This window comes from Polaribacter dokdonensis, assembly GCF_024362345.1.
Lineage (GTDB): Bacteria > Bacteroidota > Bacteroidia > Flavobacteriales > Flavobacteriaceae > Polaribacter > Polaribacter dokdonensis.
This window is the reverse complement of the sequence record NZ_CP101505.1, coordinates 2,652,173-2,672,607: the sequence shown is the minus strand read 5'-3', so window position 1 is coordinate 2,672,607 and position 20,435 is coordinate 2,652,173. Positions and strand designations below refer to the sequence as shown.

General features: G+C 29.1%; 22 protein-coding genes. 8 read left to right on the top strand and 14 right to left on the bottom strand.

The genetic code is table 11. The features are described from left to right. The first annotated feature begins 3 nt into the window (after window positions 1–3). Window positions 4–969, top strand: coding sequence for a formimidoylglutamase (gene hutG, locus LPB302_RS11870; protein WP_053973347.1), 966 nt, complete (start codon window positions 4–6; stop codon window positions 967–969). Between the two features lie 54 nt (window positions 970–1,023). Here the strand turns inward: hutG and LPB302_RS11865 are convergent, their stop codons facing one another. From LPB302_RS11865 to LPB302_RS11835, 7 genes are read right to left on the bottom strand one after another with little or no spacing between them, the layout of a single operon-like run. Continuing rightward, the gene (locus LPB302_RS11865) at window positions 1,024–1,872 is read right to left on the bottom strand and encodes a pseudouridine synthase (RefSeq protein ID WP_053973348.1); all 849 of its coding nucleotides are present in this window, start codon (window positions 1,870–1,872) and stop codon (window positions 1,024–1,026) included. Window positions 1,873–1,908: 36 nt separating this feature from the next. After that, entirely contained in the window at window positions 1,909–2,826 is a 918-nt protein-coding gene (locus LPB302_RS11860; RefSeq protein WP_053973349.1) for a geranylgeranylglycerol-phosphate geranylgeranyltransferase, read from the bottom strand. Window positions 2,827–2,836: 10 nt separating this feature from the next. Next, window positions 2,837–3,763, bottom strand: coding sequence for a mevalonate kinase family protein (locus LPB302_RS11855; protein WP_053973350.1), 927 nt, complete (start codon window positions 3,761–3,763; stop codon window positions 2,837–2,839). A gap of 51 nt (window positions 3,764–3,814) precedes the next feature. Continuing rightward, window positions 3,815–4,219: a toxin-antitoxin system YwqK family antitoxin gene (locus LPB302_RS11850; RefSeq protein ID WP_053973351.1), complete on the bottom strand. Its 405-nt coding sequence runs from the start codon at window positions 4,217–4,219 to the stop codon at window positions 3,815–3,817. Between the two features lie 25 nt (window positions 4,220–4,244). After that, window positions 4,245–5,324, bottom strand: coding sequence for a diphosphomevalonate decarboxylase (locus tag LPB302_RS11845; RefSeq protein WP_053973352.1), 1,080 nt, complete (start codon window positions 5,322–5,324; stop codon window positions 4,245–4,247). 34 nt (window positions 5,325–5,358) lie between these two features. After that, window positions 5,359–6,045, bottom strand: coding sequence for a LytR/AlgR family response regulator transcription factor (locus tag LPB302_RS11840; RefSeq protein WP_053973353.1), 687 nt, complete (start codon window positions 6,043–6,045; stop codon window positions 5,359–5,361). Window position 6,046: 1 nt separating this feature from the next. Further along, window positions 6,047–7,093, bottom strand: a complete 1,047-nt coding sequence (locus LPB302_RS11835) for a sensor histidine kinase (protein WP_053973354.1) — start codon at window positions 7,091–7,093, stop codon at window positions 6,047–6,049. Between the two features lie 207 nt (window positions 7,094–7,300). Between LPB302_RS11835 and LPB302_RS11830 the strand changes: the two genes are divergently transcribed. The 5 genes from LPB302_RS11830 to LPB302_RS11810 all read left to right on the top strand — a co-directional run bounded on the left by LPB302_RS11830 (window position 7,301) and on the right by LPB302_RS11810 (window position 11,299). Beyond that, window positions 7,301–7,636, top strand: a complete 336-nt coding sequence (locus tag LPB302_RS11830; RefSeq protein ID WP_053973355.1) for a MotA/TolQ/ExbB proton channel family protein — start codon at window positions 7,301–7,303, stop codon at window positions 7,634–7,636. 77 nt (window positions 7,637–7,713) lie between these two features. After that, entirely contained in the window at window positions 7,714–8,319 is a 606-nt protein-coding gene (locus LPB302_RS11825) for a thiamine diphosphokinase (protein WP_053973356.1), read from the top strand. Window positions 8,320–8,324: 5 nt separating this feature from the next. Further along, the gene (locus LPB302_RS11820) at window positions 8,325–8,558 is read left to right on the top strand and encodes a hypothetical protein (RefSeq protein ID WP_053973357.1); all 234 of its coding nucleotides are present in this window, start codon (window positions 8,325–8,327) and stop codon (window positions 8,556–8,558) included. 120 nt (window positions 8,559–8,678) lie between these two features. Then, the gene (locus LPB302_RS11815; protein WP_053973358.1) at window positions 8,679–10,160 is read left to right on the top strand and encodes a glycoside hydrolase family 30 protein; all 1,482 of its coding nucleotides are present in this window, start codon (window positions 8,679–8,681) and stop codon (window positions 10,158–10,160) included. 119 nt (window positions 10,161–10,279) lie between these two features. Further along, on the top strand, window positions 10,280–11,299 hold the full coding sequence (locus tag LPB302_RS11810; protein WP_053973359.1) for an FUSC family protein: 1,020 nt from the start codon (window positions 10,280–10,282) through the stop codon (window positions 11,297–11,299). Window positions 11,300–11,307: 8 nt separating this feature from the next. Here LPB302_RS11810 and LPB302_RS11805 read toward each other — a convergent pair whose 3' ends face one another. Both LPB302_RS11805 and LPB302_RS11800 read right to left on the bottom strand, forming a co-directional pair. Further along, on the bottom strand, window positions 11,308–12,285 hold the full coding sequence (locus LPB302_RS11805) for an endonuclease/exonuclease/phosphatase family protein (protein ID WP_053973360.1): 978 nt from the start codon (window positions 12,283–12,285) through the stop codon (window positions 11,308–11,310). Further along, entirely contained in the window at window positions 12,285–13,937 is a 1,653-nt protein-coding gene (locus LPB302_RS11800) for a mechanosensitive ion channel family protein (RefSeq protein ID WP_231658698.1), read from the bottom strand. Before LPB302_RS11800 ends, LPB302_RS11805 begins: the two co-directional genes overlap by 1 nt. 102 nt (window positions 13,938–14,039) lie before the next feature. Here LPB302_RS11800 and LPB302_RS11795 point away from each other — a divergent pair, with 102 nt between their 5' ends. Continuing rightward, window positions 14,040–14,495, top strand: coding sequence for a hypothetical protein (locus LPB302_RS11795; protein ID WP_053973361.1), 456 nt, complete (start codon window positions 14,040–14,042; stop codon window positions 14,493–14,495). Window positions 14,496–14,557: 62 nt separating this feature from the next. On the opposite strand, the gene LPB302_RS11790 is transcribed toward LPB302_RS11795, so the two are convergent. From LPB302_RS11790 to LPB302_RS11775, 4 genes are read right to left on the bottom strand one after another with little or no spacing between them, the layout of a single operon-like run. After that, window positions 14,558–15,073 (bottom strand): gamma carbonic anhydrase family protein, encoded by a 516-nt coding sequence (locus LPB302_RS11790; RefSeq protein WP_053973362.1) that lies wholly within the window; start codon window positions 15,071–15,073, stop codon window positions 14,558–14,560. Window positions 15,074–15,082: 9 nt separating this feature from the next. Further along, window positions 15,083–15,934, bottom strand: a complete 852-nt coding sequence (locus LPB302_RS11785) for a glucosaminidase domain-containing protein (protein ID WP_053973363.1) — start codon at window positions 15,932–15,934, stop codon at window positions 15,083–15,085. Further along, a complete protein-coding gene (locus tag LPB302_RS11780) occupies window positions 15,934–16,872 on the bottom strand; it encodes a 1-aminocyclopropane-1-carboxylate deaminase/D-cysteine desulfhydrase (protein WP_053973364.1) in 939 nt (312 codons plus the stop codon). The genes LPB302_RS11785 and LPB302_RS11780 overlap by 1 nt, the downstream gene beginning before the upstream one ends. A 36-nt stretch (window positions 16,873–16,908) precedes the next feature. Continuing rightward, window positions 16,909–18,828: an ABC-F family ATP-binding cassette domain-containing protein gene (locus LPB302_RS11775; protein WP_053973365.1), complete on the bottom strand. Its 1,920-nt coding sequence runs from the start codon at window positions 18,826–18,828 to the stop codon at window positions 16,909–16,911. A gap of 74 nt (window positions 18,829–18,902) precedes the next feature. Here LPB302_RS11775 and LPB302_RS11770 point away from each other — a divergent pair, with 74 nt between their 5' ends. Then, window positions 18,903–19,307, top strand: coding sequence for a DUF983 domain-containing protein (locus LPB302_RS11770; protein WP_176966471.1), 405 nt, complete (start codon window positions 18,903–18,905; stop codon window positions 19,305–19,307). 2 nt (window positions 19,308–19,309) lie between these two features. Here the strand turns inward: LPB302_RS11770 and LPB302_RS11765 are convergent, their stop codons facing one another. Next, entirely contained in the window at window positions 19,310–20,350 is a 1,041-nt protein-coding gene (locus LPB302_RS11765; RefSeq protein ID WP_053973367.1) for an NAD(P)/FAD-dependent oxidoreductase, read from the bottom strand. Window positions 20,351–20,435: the final 85 nt, after the last annotated feature.

The following is a 20,435-nucleotide window of genomic DNA, read 5'->3' as shown; positions in this document are numbered from 1 at the left end:
GCTATGGATTTTTTCAAAGATTTAAACATCAAATATCAATCAACAAATAAAAGATTATATTCAGGAAGAGAATCTGAAAATACTAATCAGTATTGGCATGAAAAAATTACTTTTTCGGATATTACAGCCATAGAAAATAGCACAAAAAAACAATTTGGAATCTTAGGTTATGCCTGTGATGAAGGTGTAAAAAGAAACCAAGGGAGAGTTGGCGCTAAAAAAGGGCCTGAATTTATAAGACAAAAATTAGGGAAATTACCTATACATTTTACACATAAAAAAGTAACAGATTTTGGCGATATTACTTGTATTGATGAAAACTTAGAGGATTGTCAAGCAGCATTTTCAAAATCAATATCTCACTTAATTACCCATAACATTTTCCCAATAGGAATTGGTGGAGGACATGATATTGCTTACGCTACATTTAACGGAATTAAAGGAGCTCTTACAAATGATCAAAAAAACAAAATCGGAATTATAAATTTTGATGCTCATTTTGATTTGAGAGTTATAGATAGACAACCAAATTCAGGAACCCCTTTTAATCAAATATTATCAGAAAATGATAATGTTGTTTACTTTCCAGTTGGAATACAACAACAGTCTAATACCAAAGAATTGTTTGAAATTGCGAAACAAAAAAATATTTCTTTCCTCACAAATTTTGATTGTGAAACCTTTTCAGATAATGTAAAATGCAATTTAAATTCAGTTCTAGAAAAGGTAAACCACTTATACATCACCATTGATTTAGATGGTTTTTCATCTGCATTTGCTCCTGGCGTAAGTGCTGCATCACCATTAGGATTGTCCCCCAACTTTATCTATCAAGCTTTAACCTTTTTATTAAAAAGTAATAAGGTTATTGCTTGTGATATTACAGAATTAAATCCAAAATATGATAAGGATAATATTACTGCTCAACTCGCAGCAAAACTTGTAGATTACATAGTATTACAGGCATAAAAAAACCTTTTAAGGAATACTTAAAAGGTTTATATCTAAATTAAATGCTTGAAATTATTTCATCATTTGTAAATTGCTCAGTTCTTGATTTGTTAGAGCTCTCCATCTACCTCTTGGTAAATTTTTCTTAGTTAACTCAGCAAAAATAACTCTATCTAATTTATTTACTTTGTAACCAACGTGTTCAAAAATCTTTCTAACAATTCTGTTTCTACCAGAATGAATTTCGATACCAATTTCTGTTTTTGGCTGACCATCAACATAAGAAACAGCATCAATAAACACCTTTCTACCTTCGATAATTACCTCACCTCTTAATTTTTCTAAATCTTTTAAATCTAGTTTTTTATCTAAAGATGCATGATATAGTTTGCGTACATTATGCTTAGGATGTGTCAACTTTTTAGCCAAATCACCATCATTGGTAAACAATAATAAACCTGTTGTATTTCTATCTAAACGTCCTACAGGATAAATTCTCTCTTTTGATGCGTTTGCAACAAGATCCATAACCGTTTTTCTTCCACGATCATCATCCATAGTTGTTATGTAATTCTTTGGTTTATTTAGTAAAATATACCTTTTCTGTTCTGGTGTAATAGAAGTTCCATCAAACTGTACAACATCATCTGGTTGTACTTTATAGCCCATTTCTGTAACCAGTTTTCCATTCACTTTTACACTTCCATGCTCAATATACGTATCTGCTTCTCTTCTAGAGCAAACTCCAGAATTTGCAATATACTTGTTTAAACGAATTCCTGTAGATGTATTAGTTTGGCCTGGTTTAGACGACTTATTAGCGTCTTTTTTTGAAGTTCTTTTGTTAGAGGGCTTTCTACTTAGAGGCTTACTATTTTTGCCTTCAAGTCGTCTTCTCGACGAGTTTTTATTTGAGTTCATTTTATAAATTTTGGCAAAGGTACTTAAATTAGATTTCTAATGTAAGCTATCTATTACTTTTTCTAAAAGTAATGAAGTATCTATAAAAACTAAAGAAAAAACACCAATTAAAAGCAATATTTTCAAGGTATTATGCAATAATCTATACTGATTTTTCTTGTTTGATATCCATAGAAAAACACCAACAGCTATTAAGGTAATTAAAGCTAAATAAAAGTAATATTTCATATAACTCAACTCTGGAAATCTAAATAATATTGCTATTGGAAAAATGGTAGAAATCAGCAAAACAATAGACAATTCTTTTGTTTTTCTTTCTCCATAAGCTACTGAAAAGGTATTGTAATTATTAGCCAAAGCGCCTTTCATATTCTCTAAATCTTTAATTAATTCTCTAACCATAATTACAAAAAACAAGAAAATTGCGTGTACAAAAATTATTTCTGAGAAATTTTTATAGTACACGAAAATCACAAAAAATGGCAGAATGGTTAACACTGTTGCAGAGATTAAACCAGTTAAGGGATACTTCTTTAACTTATGTGAATAGAACCAAATTCCGAAAATATATACAGAAAAGAAAAGTGCTGCTTTCCAACTAACGAAACATGAGAATAAAAATCCTATAAAATTTAATATAAAATATAAGCTAAGTTTGGTTTCTTGCTTTACATAATTATCTATTCCTGTTTTAACAGGTCTATTAATTCGATCTACTTTTACATCATAAAAATTATTAATGATATAACCAGCAGCAACAACACAAACAGTTGCAATAACCGTAAACAATAAATGTAGATCAAAAACTACAGCTCTTATAGAGTTTTGAGGAGAGAAAATAAATATAGCTGCCAAATACTGAGCAGCTATTAAAACTAAAATATTGTATCCTCTTACAACAGATAGTAAACTAAATATTTTTTTTAAGAAAGTCTTCATTTTAGAAGAACTCATAAGAAATGATTTAGAATCTATAAACTAATTCTAATTTATAGTCTTTTAGACTTTCTTGAGCCTTTTGGTAATCTTCAGTGAAACCTAAGATGTAACCTCCACCTCCAGAACCACAAAGTTTCAAATAATAGTCATTTGTACTAATACCTTGAGCCCAAATTTTATGAAAAGCAACAGGAATCATTGGCTTAAAATTCTTTAAAACAACCTTTGATAGCTTTTTTACATTACCAAATAAAGAAGATACATTACCAGATAAAAAATCTTCTATGCAAGCATCTGTATGTGTCGCAAATTCTTCGCTTATCATTTTTCTAAAACCTTCGTTTTTCATTTTATTCATAAAAATGTTAACCATAGGTTCTGTTTCACCAATTTGCTCAGAATCTAATAAGAACACAGCTCCTTTACCTTCCTTCTGAGAAGGAATACCTGCAGGCTCAATATTTTCTTTAGAGTTAATTAAAATAGGTAAGCTTAAATAAGAATTTAAAGGATCTAAACCTGAACTTTTACCATGAAAGAAAGATTCCATTAAAGAAAAAATCTCTTTTAACTTTAATAACTTTTCTCTTGTTAAGTTTTCTAAAACTGTAATTTTATCTGTAGCATACTTATCGTAGATTGATGCCACTAATGCTCCTGAACTTCCTACACCATAACCTTGAGGTATAGAAGAATCAAAATACATTCCATTATCAATATCATTTTTAAAAGCTTCTAAGTTAAAAGAAACTTTATCAGAATTTAATTGCGATAAATGATTGTAAAAGCGTTCTAAGTTTGCATTAGAATCTTTAGCTGCACCTTCTAAATCTTTAGAAGACTTTAAAGCACCTCTATAAGCATTAAATGGAATTGCTAATCCTTTGGAATCTTTTATAATTCCATATTCTCCAAACAGAAGAATTTTAGCATAAAATAACGGACCTTTCATTTTTCTTTTACAGTTGTTTTACAAAAATACGAATATTTATTCTATTAGAATTTATAAGTTTTTGTAAAAAGTTTTCCAAACTCCCACCTTTTCATCATTCTTATACTTTCCTTTTTGTATAATTTTTCCGTTTTTATCATAAGTTTTCCAAACACCTTCTTTTAAACCATCTTCATAAAAACCAATGCTTTTTAACTCACCTGTATTGTAATACATTAAAAATTTACCATCTGGCTTACCCTTAACATAGTTAGCTTCTTGTGCCTTTTTACCTGAAATATAGTAATCTATAATCCATTCTTTTTTAGGTTTATTAGCAGAAATAGTTCTGTAATAAACCGCTTTTTCTTTGGTAACCACATTCCAATTTGCATCAAAATATACTTTAGATTGTGCATGGGTAGAGAACGAAAAAAACGCTAAAAAAAATAGAGGTAATAGTAATTTAATATTCATAAAGAGCTAATTAACAGCAGTTAAACTACAATTTTGCAGCTCCTAAACCTACTGTATCACAAATATAATGATTTTTCTGACAGTACTTAGACAACTCTTTATCAATGAATTGCAACACTTCTTCTCTCTCATTTTCTGGGAACAACACATGTACATTTGCACCTGCATCTAATGTAAAACAAACATTACTATTAGCCGTGTTTCTATACTCCCATATTTTATTGATAATTTCTAGCGTGTTTGGCTTCATCAAAATAAAGTAAGGAGCACTAGTTAGCATCATTGCATGCAAGGTTAAAGCCTCACTTTCAACTAGATGGATAAATTTTTTAATATCTCCTTCTTTAAGAATATTTGTAATTTTGGTAAGATTATCATTGGCTTGTTGAAACCTATTTGCGGCATAAGGATGGTTATGCATTAAGTTATGACCAACAGTACTTGATACTTGTTTCTCTCCTTTATCTACCAACAAAATAACATCTTGATAGTTTTCGAAAATTGGAGCTACTTTAAAAGGAAACTGAACTCCAAATAAATCTGAACTTTCTGGTATTTCAGAATGCTGCCCCCAAACCACTAATGGCCCTTCAATACTTCTGCTTGCACTTCCTGAACCTAATCTTGCTAAAAATGACGCTTTTTTATTGATAAAATCTTGAGGTAAATCTGTAGAAAGTTCATTTTCTAAACTCATTAAACACATGGCTATTGCACTTAAACCACTTGCTGAAGATGCAATTCCACTAGAATGTGGAAATGAATTTTCTGAGTGAATAATCATTTTATAGTCAAAAATATAAGGACAATAATCTGATACTCTTTTAAAAAATTCTGCAATTTTTGGCTTAAATTCTTCTTTTTGTTCTCCTTCAAAAAACAATTCGAAAGTAACTTCAGAAGATTTTTCTATCTTTTCGAATTCGACAGTTGTAATTGTATGACAATTATTTAGCGTAAAACTGATAGATGCATTTTTAGGAATTTGAGGATTACTTTTTCCCCAATATTTTACCAAAGCAATATTACTTGGTGTTTTCCATGTAAATTTTGCCTTTTCTACTAAATTTAAGTCTGATTTTACTAAAAATTGATCTGTATTCAAAGTCTAAAAATTTATCACAAATATAAACCTATAACTAAACATCTGCTAATTTATCTAAAACCGATTCTTTATAACTTCTGCTAATTGGTACAGCTTTATCTTTAATTTCTAAAAACTCATTGGTGTAGGAATTAATCTTTCTAATGGCTGCAATAAAAGATCTGTGAGTACGTATAAATAGTTGATTTGGTAGTTTTTCTTCGAAATTGCTAATGGTTTCTCTACAAACCACGGTTTTATCCTCTAAATAAATTTTAATATAATCGCTTAAACTTTCTATATACAAGATCGCATCAAAGTCAATTTTTATCATTTTTCTGTCTGATCTTACAAACATAAAATCATGTTTATCTTCAATTTTATCTTTGGTATTTGCTACTTTTTCTACTGCTTCCATAAATCGATCAAAAGAAAATGGTTTTAATAAATAATCTACAATATTTAGGTTAAAACCTTCAATTGCATAATCTCTATAAGCAGTTGTAAAGATAATTTTAGAATTATTTTTAATGATTTTAGCCAAACTTAACCCACTTATCTCTGGCATATTAATATCTAAAAAATAAAGATCTACTTGGCTGTTTTGCATATGCAAAATGGCTTCTGAGGCATTTTTACAAATCTTTTGCAAATCTAAATTAGGAGATTTTAGAATATATGATTCTAAAATTTCTCTAGCCATTGGCTCATCATCTACAATAACACAACTTAGCTTCTTCATACTATTTCATTGGAATTGATAAATAAACCTTAAACGATTCTGAATTGTTTGTAATATTTAATTTAAAATCATCCTCGTAAATCATTTCAAGTCTTTTTTTAATATTCTCTAAACCAATTCCTTTTTTACTTTCTTTCTTTTGATGCGTACTATTTTCCATTTTAAAAATCAACCTGTCTTCTATACATTCAAAATTTATATTAACCTTTAAAACATCCTTAATTTGATGACCATGTTTAAATGCATTTTCTATAAATGGTAAAAAAATCATAGGTGGTATTTTTACATCATCATTAAAATTATGAATTTTTAAATCTATAGCCAAACCTTCTTGAAATCTTAGTTTTTCTAAAGAAATATAATTTTTCAAATGTTTAATCTCCTCTTTTAAGGGCACCAAAGGTTCATCTACTTGATATAAAATATAGTCTAACAAATTAGAAAGCTTTAAAATCATTTCTGAAGTATGTTCAGACTTTTTTAATGCAAAGCCATAAATAGTGTTTAAGGTGTTAAACAAGAAATGAGGGTGAATCTGCATTTTTAAAAAGCGTAATTCTTGTTCTTTTAATTGTAACTCGGTTTTTAAGATTTTTGTTTCTAATTCTCGTTTTTCATCAATAGCTTTTAAGTTATACTTTACTACTTTATAACTACTCATAATAGCTACAATTAGAAATACACAAACTAAAATTACTGCTGGGTTTTTGGTTAAAGCAGGCATTGTTTGGTAATCTAGATTAAAGAAAAATACAAAGCCAAAAACCATAGTCATTAAAACCACACACATGCTAAACAAAAAAGCATAGATGGTATATAAGGTAAACTTACTATACTTTTTCTGTATTAAATAATCAGGAATTATTTGATACATAAAACTGTAAGAAGCAACTATTGAAACTACACTTAAAATAGTCGAAAACCAGAAAATAAAACTTTGGTTAGATGAACCTGCACTAAAAAAAGTGTAAAAGAAAAACCATACAATTACCCAAAACAAAAGATGTACAGGAATCTTTGAAAATTTATTTAGGATGCTTTTATTCATACTACAAAATAAGGTTTTTTTTATCTTGCAAAAGTAAACTAGAGACGAAATACAGTTTTAAAGCTCTATTCTACCAGTTTTAAATAAAATTAGATTTAAACCAAATTTTTGGTTAAAAGCAGTTTTAATTAAGAAGTTCGTCGCAAAAAAAATATTAAACCAGAATTTAAAAATACATTTAACCTATAATTTTAAAAAATACATCTTATGAACTTTATTATGCAAGGTGGACCAATTTTTATGGTTCCTTTATTATTATTACTAATTGCAATTATTATTTTATTTGTAAAAGGATTAAAAGACAACTCAGAAAAAACTAGAAAAATAATGAAAGAACTAGGCTTATTTGCCTTTGTTTTTGGAGTACTAGGCTTTATTATTGGTATGCTTGGTGCATTAGAAGAAATTTCTCAATCAGCAGATATTGCACCTCAAGTTTTAGCTGGCGGTTTTAAAGTTGGCTTATTATCCCCCACTTTTGGTTTAGTTATTTTTTTAATAGGAAAATTATTTTCTATTATTTTAATCTCTAAAAAGAGCTAGGCACTACTATTTATAGCTTTAAAAAACATCAACTCTTATAAAGGGTTGATGTTTTTTTTGTTTGTATTTTTGTTTAAATGAAGAATGATAACGTTTTTTTACTATTAAATGGAGAAAAACCAAACTCCTTACCAGATTTAAGCAAATATGAGATTATTTGTGCTACAGATGGTGCTTATCAATACCTAGAAAAAAACAATATCACTCCTACTTTTATTGCTGGTGATTTTGATTCTATACAAACATTACCCAATGAAATAGAGGTAATCAATACACCTGATCAGAACTATACAGATTTTGATAAAATACTTCAAATTCTTTTTGATAGAGGCTTTTATAAAGTTGATGTTTATGGAGCAAGTGGAGCAGAACAAGATCATTTTTTAGGCAACTTACATACTGCAATTCAATGGAAAAGTAAATTAAACCTTACTTTTTATGATTATAATAGCAAGTATTTTCTAGCTAAGAATAATACCAAAATTACAGGTTGTAAAGACCAAATTGTGTCTTTAATTCCTTTTCCTAAAGCAACAAATATTTTAACTGAAGGCCTACAATATCCTTTAAAAAACGAAGATTTAATTTTTGGCGAAAGAATTGGCACACGAAATAAAGCAGTAAATAATGAAGTCACAATTTCTTTTACAGAGGGAAATTTATTTATCTTCATCAATCATTAAACACAATGGATAGAAAAATAAAATTATTGTGGGATTTTAGAGGCCCAGATGCAAAAGAAACTGCCAAACATCATACCATCCACCTAAAAGAGTTTGCAGTTTTAGAAAAACTAAATTTTCATGAAATAGCCATCAAAGAAAATAACCCAATGTTGGTCTCTGCATTTATTATTGTTGATGAAAAAGACATGAAAACCTACAGAGATGCCTTAAAACCTCATAGAGGAGAAATCGCATAATTTAAAAAACACCTAATGCAACAGAAAAAGACCAAGAATACTATTTTAAAATTTACACTATTTTTCAGTTTCTTTTTAATTTTTAGTTGCAAATCAGATAAAGAGAGGTCCAAATATACAATGAGTATCTACCAGACTTCATCTTCAGGTGATAATCTTAAATTGGTAAACTCAAAAACTAACAATAACGATAAAATTGATCTAAAAACAGTTACTATTGAAGTCAACCCAAATGTTGAGTTTCAAAAATATTATGGTTTTGGAGCATCGTTTACTGAATCTTCTGCTTGGAATTTAGCAACCATTCCTGTAAAACTACGTAAAGAAGTTTTAACAAATCTATTTAGCCCAACAAAAGGTGTAGGTTTTAGTTTAACAAGAACACATATTAATAGTAGTGACTATGCCAACAACCATTACACCTATGTTGATGAAAATGATTTAGATCTTTCTACTTTTAGTATTTATGAAGATTTAAAAGGATTTACAGGAGATGAAAATGAACAAGTTAAAAACATCTATTTAGAGGAACCAGATTATGATTTAGTTCCAATGATTCTAGAAGCTTCAAAAATTGAAGGAGCTAATTTTAAGATAATTGCTTCACCTTGGAGCCCTCCTTCATGGATGAAAAGTAATGAAACAAACACTATGACTAATGGTAGTTTGCTACCTAAATACTATGCTCTTTGGGCAGAATATTTATCTAAGTATGTAAACGCATATAAAGAAAAAGGAATAGAAATTTGGGGAATTACTCCACAAAATGAGCCTTTGCATTATCATGATGCAAGATGGGATAGCAATGGTTTTACACCTGAACAAGGAAGAGATTTTCTTAAAAATCATTTAGGTCCTCAATTTGTTAAAGATGGGCATTTGAATACAAGCAACTTAAATAATGGAGTTCGAATTCTAATTTATGACCACAACAAATCTGTGATGAATAATTATGCAAACACCATTTATAATGACCCAGATGCAAATAAATATGCATGGGGAACAGGATTTCACTGGTATGCAAATTCTGAATTAAAAGCACATAATTACTATGCTAAAGAACTAGATAAGTTACATGAAAACTGGCCCAACAAAGGTATGATTCATACTGAATCTAGTATAGATATTGATGTCAAAGATCCTATAGGTCAATATTGGAGAGAAAGTACAGATTACGCAGGTAAATTTATTCCTTTTGAAACCTATGCTTATGATATTATAACAGATTTAAACCATGGCACACAAGGTTATATTGAATGGTGTATGATATTAAGTAATGAAGGAAAACCAAATCCTTATGATAATTTTAATAGTGCACCTGTTTTAATCAATCCTAAAACTGATGAAGTTATTTATACACCATTATATTATTTGCTAGGTCACTTTAGTAAATTTATTCGTCCAAATGCGGTTAGAATTGAAGCCAAAGGTAACCCTATTGATAATCTTATTTATACAGCTGCAAAAAATAGTGATGGCAGTTTAGCTCTAGTCATTTATAATAACAATGATGAAGGTTTTAAAATATCTTTGAATATTGAAGGTACAATTTACACTTCTGCAATTAAACCAAAGGCTATGCAAACTATTCATTTCAAGTAGATTTTCTTGAATGATTAATTACTGGAAAGAAATAATAAATCTCGTTCAATTTACGGAAATCTAGCACATCAAAATATTAAAAAAGTATCTTTATTCTTTTTAGAAAATAAATCATTTACATGAGTTCCAATTTTATAAAAAACATTAGCAAAGAGGAATACAAAGATGCCTTTCGTTTGGCAATTCAGTCGGCTTTGGCTGGAGCAATTTGTTATTATTTGATGGTATTACTAGGTATTTCTGAACGTTTTGTAGGAGTTCTATCTGCTATTTTGGTTATAGAACCAAGTATTGGTAATACCTTTCAGCAAGCAAAAGGTAGAATTCTATCTACCATTGTTGGGATTATTATAGGCTTTGTTTTTGTAGCTTTAATTCCTTGGGAGTTGGGTGTAATTTTATCACTCTTATTATCGCTTTTTATAATTAACGGAATTGCAAGTTTTAGACCTGAATGGAGATATGGAGTTGTTGCAGCAGTTGCATTGGCATTAGGTTCTGAAGGTGATGCTTATGACTTGGCCTTAAACAGATTACTTTCTATAGGTTTTGGTGTGGCAATTGGCATTTTAATTTCTTTAATTGCTTGGCCAGATACTTCTGAAAACAGAACACTTAGGTATATACGTAAAGCTTTAAAAAACACTTGCGATCGATTTAGAATTGAGTTTGATAATACTAGAGATAAAGAAAATAAGAATACAACTAAAGCAAATAATAACTTTAGTACAAATATTAACCAAGCCAAAAACAATGCAGCTTCTATAACCTTTAATGATAAACAAAAAATTATGGAATTGATAGAAAGTACTGAAAGACTGTATAATTCTATTACTATAATACAGAGAGTTGCAGATAAGTCTAACTCTAATATTACTAATGGTGAAGCTGGTATCGAAAAGAACTCAGAAAAAGTAACTGAAAAAGCTTGTGAAATTATTGAAGCTTTCTCTAAAAAAGAAAAAGTTACTAAAGAAGATTTATCTAAATTTTCTGAACTAATTAATACAACTAAATCTAATATTCAAATTAAAGTTGATGACAGAGAATTAAGCCTTCTTAGAAATACATTTATGTTTGGTTTAACTGAAATTGAAGATTCAATTCAACAGCTTTATGAGAATTTTAAAGAACAATAGTAATCCAATTACTTTAACTTAAATTTCATGTAAACAGGTAAATGATCAGAAGCTTGTTCAAATTCATTTAAAACCCTACCAGAAACATACTCAATAAATTCTTTAGTATAAAAAATATAATCAATTCTTTGAAAAGGGCTTTTAGTATCGAATGTATTTGCAATATTATTTTGAATAAAAGCTGCATTACCAATTTTACCTGAGCTTAAAAATTCTTGTACAACAGCATTTTTATCTCTAGCCCTAGAGTTAAAATCGCCCAAAAGAATCGTAGGATAATTGTCTTTATAATTATTAAAAATAGCCTCTACTTCTTTAAATTGTTTTGCTCTTGTTGCTTTATCAAATGCCTCTAAATGAATATTAATAATTACTATTTCTTTACCATTAATATTCGCTTTTACTACTTGAGCTAATCTTTCTAAATAAAAGGCATCTCTATAAAAAGGAGAATCTTCTACTCTAGATAAAATTATTCTTTCTTGGTTAGCTAAAGGAAATTTACTTACAATAGATTGCCCAGAAATTACTTTACCAAATTGCATGCTAATTGGCCAATAAGGAAAAGGTAAATAATGCTCATCCCAATTAATGGTTCTAGCTGTAAAACCATATCCTAATTTAGCAATTTCTTCTTCTTGATTAATGTGATATGAACGTGAAGCATCATAATCTATTTCTTGAAAAGCTATAATATCTGGCGAAACATTTTTTATTTCCTTTTTTACCTTTTCCAAATTTGTATCAAAAAGTTCTTTTGGTTTAGGAACTGGCCTGTTGTTTGTCATTCCACTTAAATAACCAATATTGTAGGTTGCAATACTAAAAATAGAATCTTTATTCTCTAATAATACATCAGAATTCTGAATTATTTTGGCGTATTCATTTTCATCTAAACTAGGTGATGAAGCCCAAAAATAAAAAACAACAAAGGCAACAATTAATAATCCTAAAACTCTTGAAACTATTTTAAAAAGATTCTTCATTAACTTTCTGGTGTATTTTCTGGTGGAACATCATTTTTAAACTCTGTAAGAATATTTTGAATTGTAGCATTAATATTCTCTTTGCTAGTGTTGTATTTAGGAGAAAGATTACCTTTATCTGGAAATTGCTCTATAGTAACTGTTGTAGAAGGAAATGCAAATTCTACTCCTAAAGCAGCTGCTAATTTTATAATAGCAATGTGTAATCTGTGTTTAGAGGTTTGTTCTTCGCTCCAAGCCAAACTTTTAAAATAAACGTTCACCATAATTAGTAAAGCTGAGTCTCCAAAACCAGTAAACTCAACGTTATAAGAATCAGACCTCGTTTCTGGATGCTCAATAATTATTTGACGAACTCCATTTACAAAAGCCTCTATTAATTCTGGTGGTGTGTCATAACGTAATCCTAAATTAGTGTTGTATCTTCTATACAAACGTAACCCTTTATTGTTAATAACAATTTCTGAAAGTTTACTATTTGGAATTTGATAAATAGAGGTATCTGCAGCTCTTACTCTTGTAGACCTAAACCCTACTCTTTCTACTGTACCAACTACCTCTCCTGCTTCTATCCAATCATCTATATGAAAAGGTTTGTCTAGAAAAATCATGATAGTTCCAATTAAATTTTTCACAGTGTCTTGAGAAGCTAAAGCAAATGCCAAACCACCAATTGTTGCACCAGCTATTAAGGTTGTAGCATCTACACCAAATAAAGTTAGTAGTTTAAAGAAACCTAAAACAATAACTAAACCTGTAAAGAAATTATTTAAAATTGGCACTAATTGATCATCTAATCTACTATGTGTATTTTCTGTAAACTCTGCATAAATTTCCATTGCTACCTTAATCAGTTTTAAGAAAACATAAATCCAAAAGACAGTTTCTACAATATTTAGGGCTAAAAACACCCATCTATTTACAGCCAATGTAAATTGCAAAGATGGAAATACAACATCTATTAAATTAATGGAAATTAATAAGCTTATTGGATGTGCCAATTTCTTCAGCACCTTATCTACTTCAATGTTTTCGTTGCTTTTTGTAATATAATGCTGAATCTTCTTCAAAATCCAAAAAGCAATTTTTCTAAAAAAGAAATAAAGCACAATTACAATACTTAGTAAAATAATAAGTGCAACTATTTGCCAAATTTCAATTCCTAAAAAACTATAATGCCCATATTCTGGAACAATTTCCTGTAACCAATTTACGTACCAAGGAAAAACACTGTTATAAATAGCATCAATTCTAGTTACAGTTTCATCTGAATAAAACCACTTATTACCTTTTTTTTCTAAATAAACATCTGGTAATCTGTTAGGGAAAATTACGTATCTAGAATAGGCATTTACACCAACTGAATCTACATAATTTGAATTTGTTGGTAAGGTATTCAAATCAATATAAAGACCTTTACCATCTAATACTTGTTTAATTTTAATTGCCTTTCTTATTGCCTTTTTTTCTTCTAAACCGTTAATGGTTTTTGCAGATTTTTTAGGTTGATAATTATCTTCTTGTAAAAAATTTAAATGCGTATTTATTGTAGCACTTGGGCTACTTAAATCTACTTTAAGGCTATCTGATTGTTGATTTTGAGCAATTATAAAACTTGGTAGAAATATTAAGATCCACAGTATTTTCTTCATTTTCGACATTGTTAAATACTTGTTAAACAGAAAACAAATTTAAACCTTTTCTATTTTCTAAGGTCAAAGAAGTATAAATAAAACATTAAACAAATTATAATTATGAAAAAAATAGCAAGCATTTTAGTTTTAGTATTCGTATTTACTTTTACTTCACAAGCACAACAAAAGAGAAAAAATAAAAGACCTAATTTTTCTATTGAACAACGTACAGAATTAGCCGTTAAAAAAATGACTTTAGCTTTAGATTTATCTGAAAAGCAGCAAGATGAAATTAAACCATTATTAATGGCACAAGCTGAAGATAGAAAAACAGCAATGGAAAAAAGAAAAGCTTTAAGAGATGAAGAAAAAAAGCCTACTGCAGATGAACTTTTTGCAATGAAAAATCAGCAATTGGAAGCTAAAATTGAATTCAAAAATAAAATGAAAGATATTTTAAAGGCTGAACAGTTTGAAAAATTTGAGAAAATGGCTAAGAACAGAAAGCAAAAAGGAAAAAAGATGTTGAAAGGTAAGGCAATGAAAAAGAGAATGGAAAACAGAAGAGATAGATAGAAAACTAGTTTTGGTTGATTAGTTGAATTGATGCCCGATTTCGAATTTGAAATCGGGTTTTTCTATTCCTTAAACCAACTTGAATACTTCACATAGTTATTTGCAATTCTATCAATTTCTCCAGAAATTAATTCTTTAGAAATATCTTTAACTTTTTTAGCAGGCACACCTGCATAAATACTTCCACTTTCAACTCTTGTATTTTTTGTTACTACAGCACCTGCAGCAATTATAGAGTTAGATTCTATGGTGCAGTCATCCATAATAATAGAACCCATACCAACTAAAACATTATCATGAATAGTACAGCCATGAACTATTGCATTGTGCCCTATAGAAACATTATTGCCAATAGTTGTAGGCGACTTTTGATAAGTTGCGTGTAAAACAGCTCCATCTTGAATATTTACTTTATCTCCTATTTTTATAAAATGAACATCCCCTCTAATTACAGCATTATACCAAACAGAGCATTCTTTACCCAAAGAAACTTCACCTAAAATTGTAGCATTTTCTGCAACAAAACAATCATCAGGAATTTGAGGGTTATGACCTCTAACTGCTTTAATAACTGGCATATTTGTACTTTATCTTTTAATAATTAATTGCTGACCAATAGAAATTGTATTGCTAGAAAGACTATTAATTCTCTTAATCAGTTTTACAGAGATACCATACTTTCTACTAATTGAATATAAAGTTTCACCCTTTTTTACTGTATGAAGATTACTTGCTTTCTTTTCTATTACAATTGGTTTTGTAAATGTTTCACCATCATTTAAATCTTTAATTCTTTTGGTGTACTTGCCTTTTTTAACCTTATCAAATTCATATAAATGATAATCTTTTATCAACTTTAATAATTTTACAGGATATTTTTTATCTGTAGCATAACCTGCTTTACGCAAACCATATGCCCATTTTTTATAATCTTTAATATTGTAATCAAACAGAAAAGCATAACGTTTTCTTCTTGTTAAAAACAAAGAATGATCATTATAAGAAGTCTCTGGGTAAAGATATTTTCTAAAGCATTCCCCTTTCTCATCATCATCATGATACACTCTTTCACCTTCCCAACCTTTATGACATTTTATACCAAAATGATTGTTAGATTTTAAGGCCAATTCACTTCTACCTTTGCCAGATTCTAAAATACCTTGAGCTAGTGTTATACTTGCAGGTATTTTATATTCATGCATTTCCTTTACTGCAATTGGTGCGTATTTCTTAATATAAGCTAAGGTATATTTATTAAGATTAGGATTTTTTCTCTCTAATTTCTTGATGATTTCCTTTTGATTTACAGAAGGTAGCTCAACAGGTTCTGGCTCTACAATTACTACTCCAGGATTTTTTTTATTGACAATTCCTTTTTTAGAACCACAGCTTTGTAATAGAAATAAAACTGATAAAAAAAGTAAAAACCTAATGCGCATTATAATTGTATTAAAGATTTATTTTTTGATGCTAATTTATTATTGAAACCTGCAATACCTTGTATTCCTCCTGTATGAATAGCAAGTATTTTAGAACCTTTAAAAAAGTAGTTGTTTTCTACCATATCTAAAATACCAAACATCATTTTTGCTGTATACACAGGGTCTAATAAAATTTTAGTTTGGCTTTTAAAATCGTTTATAAAACGTATTAAAGCTTCGTTATATTTTGCATAGCCTCCAAAATGATAGTCAGTTTGCAACATCCAATTATCATCAGATTTTACGTATCTCTTAATTTCCTTGCGTAAAAAATCACCTTTTAATGCTGGAAAACCAATGCATTTTTGGTGACTTTGTAAAGAATTTATAACTCCAGAAATTGTACCTCCAGTTCCAATTGATACACAAATATAATCGAAAATTGTGTCTTCACTTGTTAAAATTTCTTCACATCCTTTTATAGCAAAAGGGTTTGTACCTCCTTCAGGAATTAAATAAAAATCACCAAACTCCGTTTTTAAATTATTTAAAAAATCGCTATTTTCTTTATCTCTGTATGCAGTTCTTGAAATAAATTTAAAAATCATTCCATGTTTTTGCGCTTCTCTCAAAGTTGAATTTTCAGCTATTGTTTTTTCTAAATTATTAGCCAATTCATCACCTCTAATTATGCCAATTGTTTTAAAACCATTTAATTTACCTGCAACAGCTGTAGCTACTATATGATTAGAAAAAGCTCCTCCAAAGGTCAACAAAGTATTTTTGTTTCGATTTTTGGCTTCAGCTAAATTGTATTTTAATTTTCTAAATTTATTCCCAGAAACAAAAGGATGTATTTCATCTTCTCTTTTTATAAAAAGTTCAACACTTTTTTCTTTTAAAAGAGGTAAATCAATTTTTTGATTATCGGAAATATATGGCTTATTAAAGTTCATTTCATTTAATTTCCAAACCTAAAATAGCGTTTTTGCTTAAGAAAAATTAGAGATTTGCCCTTCTACTTTTTCCCAATCTTCCATTAATGTATCTACTTTGGCTTTTTTAGCTTTATAGTTCTTAAAGAAATCTGGTTTAGAGGAAACTTCATCATAATTGTTAGCCAATTCTAAATCTATCTTTTCAATTTCAGTTTCTAAATCTGCAATTTCGGTTTCAATTTTAGAGAGCCTATTATTTAACTTTTTTAATTCTTTTTCTTGCTCTCTACTTAGTTGATGCGCTTCTTTTTTAGAAGTATCTTTCTCTACTTTTACTACAGTTTTCTTTTCAGCTTCACGTAAACTTTCCATTTTATGCTGCTCTAAGAAATAATCAATATCACCTAAATACTCCTTAATTTCTTTATCTCTAAAACCGTACACAGTAGATGTTAAGCCTTGTAAGAATTCTCTATCATGTGATACCACAATTAAAGTACCATTAAAATTATTTAAAGCTTCTTTTAAAACAGTTTTAGAGGCAATATCCAAGTGGTTTGTAGGTTCATCCATGATTAAAACATTGAATGGCTGCAATAACAATTTACATAAAGCCAACCTGTTTCTTTCTCCACCTGAAAGTACTTTTGCTTTTTTGTCTACAGCATCTCCACCAAATAAGAAAGAACCTAACATATCTCTAACTCGCATTCTGTTGGTATCTGTAGCAGCATCTTCCATAATTTCTAACACCGTTTTTTCTGGTGGCAAATATTCAGACTGATTCTGAGCAAAATACCCAACTTCTACATTATGACCTAGTTTTAAATGACCTTCAAAAGGAATTTCGCCAACCATCATTTTTGCTAAAGTTGATTTACCTTGACCATTTTGCCCAACAAAAGCAATTTTACTGTTTCTTTCAATCAATAAATCTACACCTTCTAAAACGTGTTTTTCTCCATAGCTTTTAGATAAATTTTCTGCTTCTACAATTATTTTTCCTGGTTCTCTAGAAATTGCAAAACGAACATTCATGGCTTGATTATCATCTTGATCTACCTCTATCAACTCAACTTTATCAAGTTGTTTCATTAAAGATTGAGCCATAGACGCTTTACTAGCCTTTGCTTTAAATTTATCTATTAATTGCTGTTTTTGTTTTATTTCTTTCTCCTGATTTTTCTGAGCTTGTAATTGCTTTTCCTTAATTTCTCCTCTTAATTCTAAGAATTGAGAATAAGGTTTTTTGTAATCGTAAATTTGGCCTAAAGAAATTTCTATGGTTCTGTTAGTTACATTATCTAAGAACATTTTATCGTGAGAAACCAAGACAATTGCACCTGAATATCCTTTTAAGAAATTCTCTAACCATATAATAGATTCGATATCTAAGTGGTTTGTTGGCTCATCTAACAACAAAATGTCATTATTCTGTAAAAGTAATTTTGCCAATTCAATTCGCATTCTCCATCCACCAGAAAAAGTATCTGTAAGCTTGTTAAAATCTTCTCTCTGAAAACCTAAACCTTGTAATATTTTCTCTGTATCTCCTTGATAATTATAACCTCCTAAAAGTTCATAACGTTCTTGCTTGTCTGTAAGATCTTGAATTAATTGTGTGTAAGAATCACTTTCGTAATCTGTTCTAGTTGTAAGCTGATCGTTAATTTCTTCTAGCTCTGCTTCTAACTTTTTAATTTCTTCAAATGCTTGATAGGCTTCCTCTAAAATCGTTCTTCCTTCCACAAAATCAATATCTTGCCTTAAGAAACCAATTTGTACATCCTTATCAAAAGCCATAGTACCTCCACTACTTTCTATATCTTTAGAAAGTACTTTAAGTAAGGTAGATTTACCTGCTCCGTTTTTACCTATTAAACCAATTCTATCTCCTTTATTTAATTTAAAAGTGATACCAGAAAATAGGTCTGTTCCCATGAAAGAAACAGTTAAGTTATGTACGTTTAACATGAAATGTAATAATTGTTACTGAATTAAAGTGGTAAAAATTTTACCTTTGGCAAAAGTAGAGAAATTTTAAAGTTATGATGTTTAAAAAAGGAACAAAAATCTATAGTATTGCAAACGGAAAATGCCCTAAATGTCATGAAGGAAAATTCTTTACACATGGTATTACTTTCAATCCTTCAAAAATTACCCAAATTCACGATACTTGCTCTCATTGCAATTTAAAATATATGATAGAACCATCTTTCTTTTATGGAGCTATGTACATTAATTACGGAATTACAGTAGCTATTTCTGTTACTGTTTTTTTAATTGCAAAATTGGGTTTTCAGTTAAATTTATTAAATTCTTTCTTTACAGTTTTAGCAGCTTTAATAATTACAGCTCCTTTAAATTTAAGATTGTCTAGAATTTTATGGATAAATATGTTTGTAAGCTATGATGAAAAGGCAAGTAAAGATTCTAATAATAAGAAAGAATAATCCTATTCGAATCTTTTAATATCTATTTCTGAATCTAACTCTTCTCCTTTTTCTAAGTGATTAAAAAGTGCTTTAGCCATTGTTGGTGCAATCATTACTCCTCTTGTACCTAAACCATTTAATATTGCCAAATTAGGAAAAGCGGGTTGAGTACCTACTAAAGGTCTTCTGTCTTTTACAGTTGGTCTAATACCTGCAGATTGAGATAGTACTTTATAAGGAACATTAATAACCTTTTCTAATTTTTTAATTAACTCTTCTCTGCCTTCTTTTGATGGATTAGAAGTTTTATCTGACCAATTGAATGTAGCTCCAACTTTGTAAACATCCTCTCCTAAAGGAAGCACAAATAAGGTGGACTTTAATTGAAAATCTATTTTTAAATTCGGAGCATGAATGGTAATCAATTCACCTTTTACCTCATTTAGTGGTAAGTAATTAAAAAAAATATTTTCTCTCATTCCAAAACCTTCACAAAAAACAATTCTGTTTGCATCAATATCTTTATAGGCTAAGTGATTTGGGTGAAATTTAATTAGTTGGTGGTTGAATTGCTCAAATTTAATTAGTGCTCTTTTTTCTAAATAACCTCTATAAGTATCCACTAATTTTTTAGTATCAATTCTACCTGTTTGCTTTACATTCCCAAAACCAAAATCAGCAATAACACCTTCTTTTTTCTGATGATCTAAATCTGCATCTAAATAATCTATTAATTTAGAATTATCTAAGGCAGCAAACCAATTGTTCTGATCTTCTATTGATTTAAATACTTTTTTAGTCTGAAATTTATAATCGAAAGTGGTTTGAAACTTCTGTTCTACTCCTTCGTAAAAAGGTAAAGCAATTTGCAATTGTTCTTTTGCATTCCAAACAGGCGTAAATCTTTTTAGAATAACAGGGTTGTACACACCACCTGCTACAAGTGATGATGTTTGAGAACTGTCTTCAAAAACAACAAAGCTCTTATTTGCATTTATAAGCTGTTCTGCAAAAGCTAAACCTGCCAAACCTAAACCAACTATAATGTAATCTAATTTCACGCTGTAAAAGTACTTAAGTTTTGTTTTAATTGAAAGGGATGACTATACTTATAAACTAGTTTAGCCCTGATTGTAGCAATTGTTT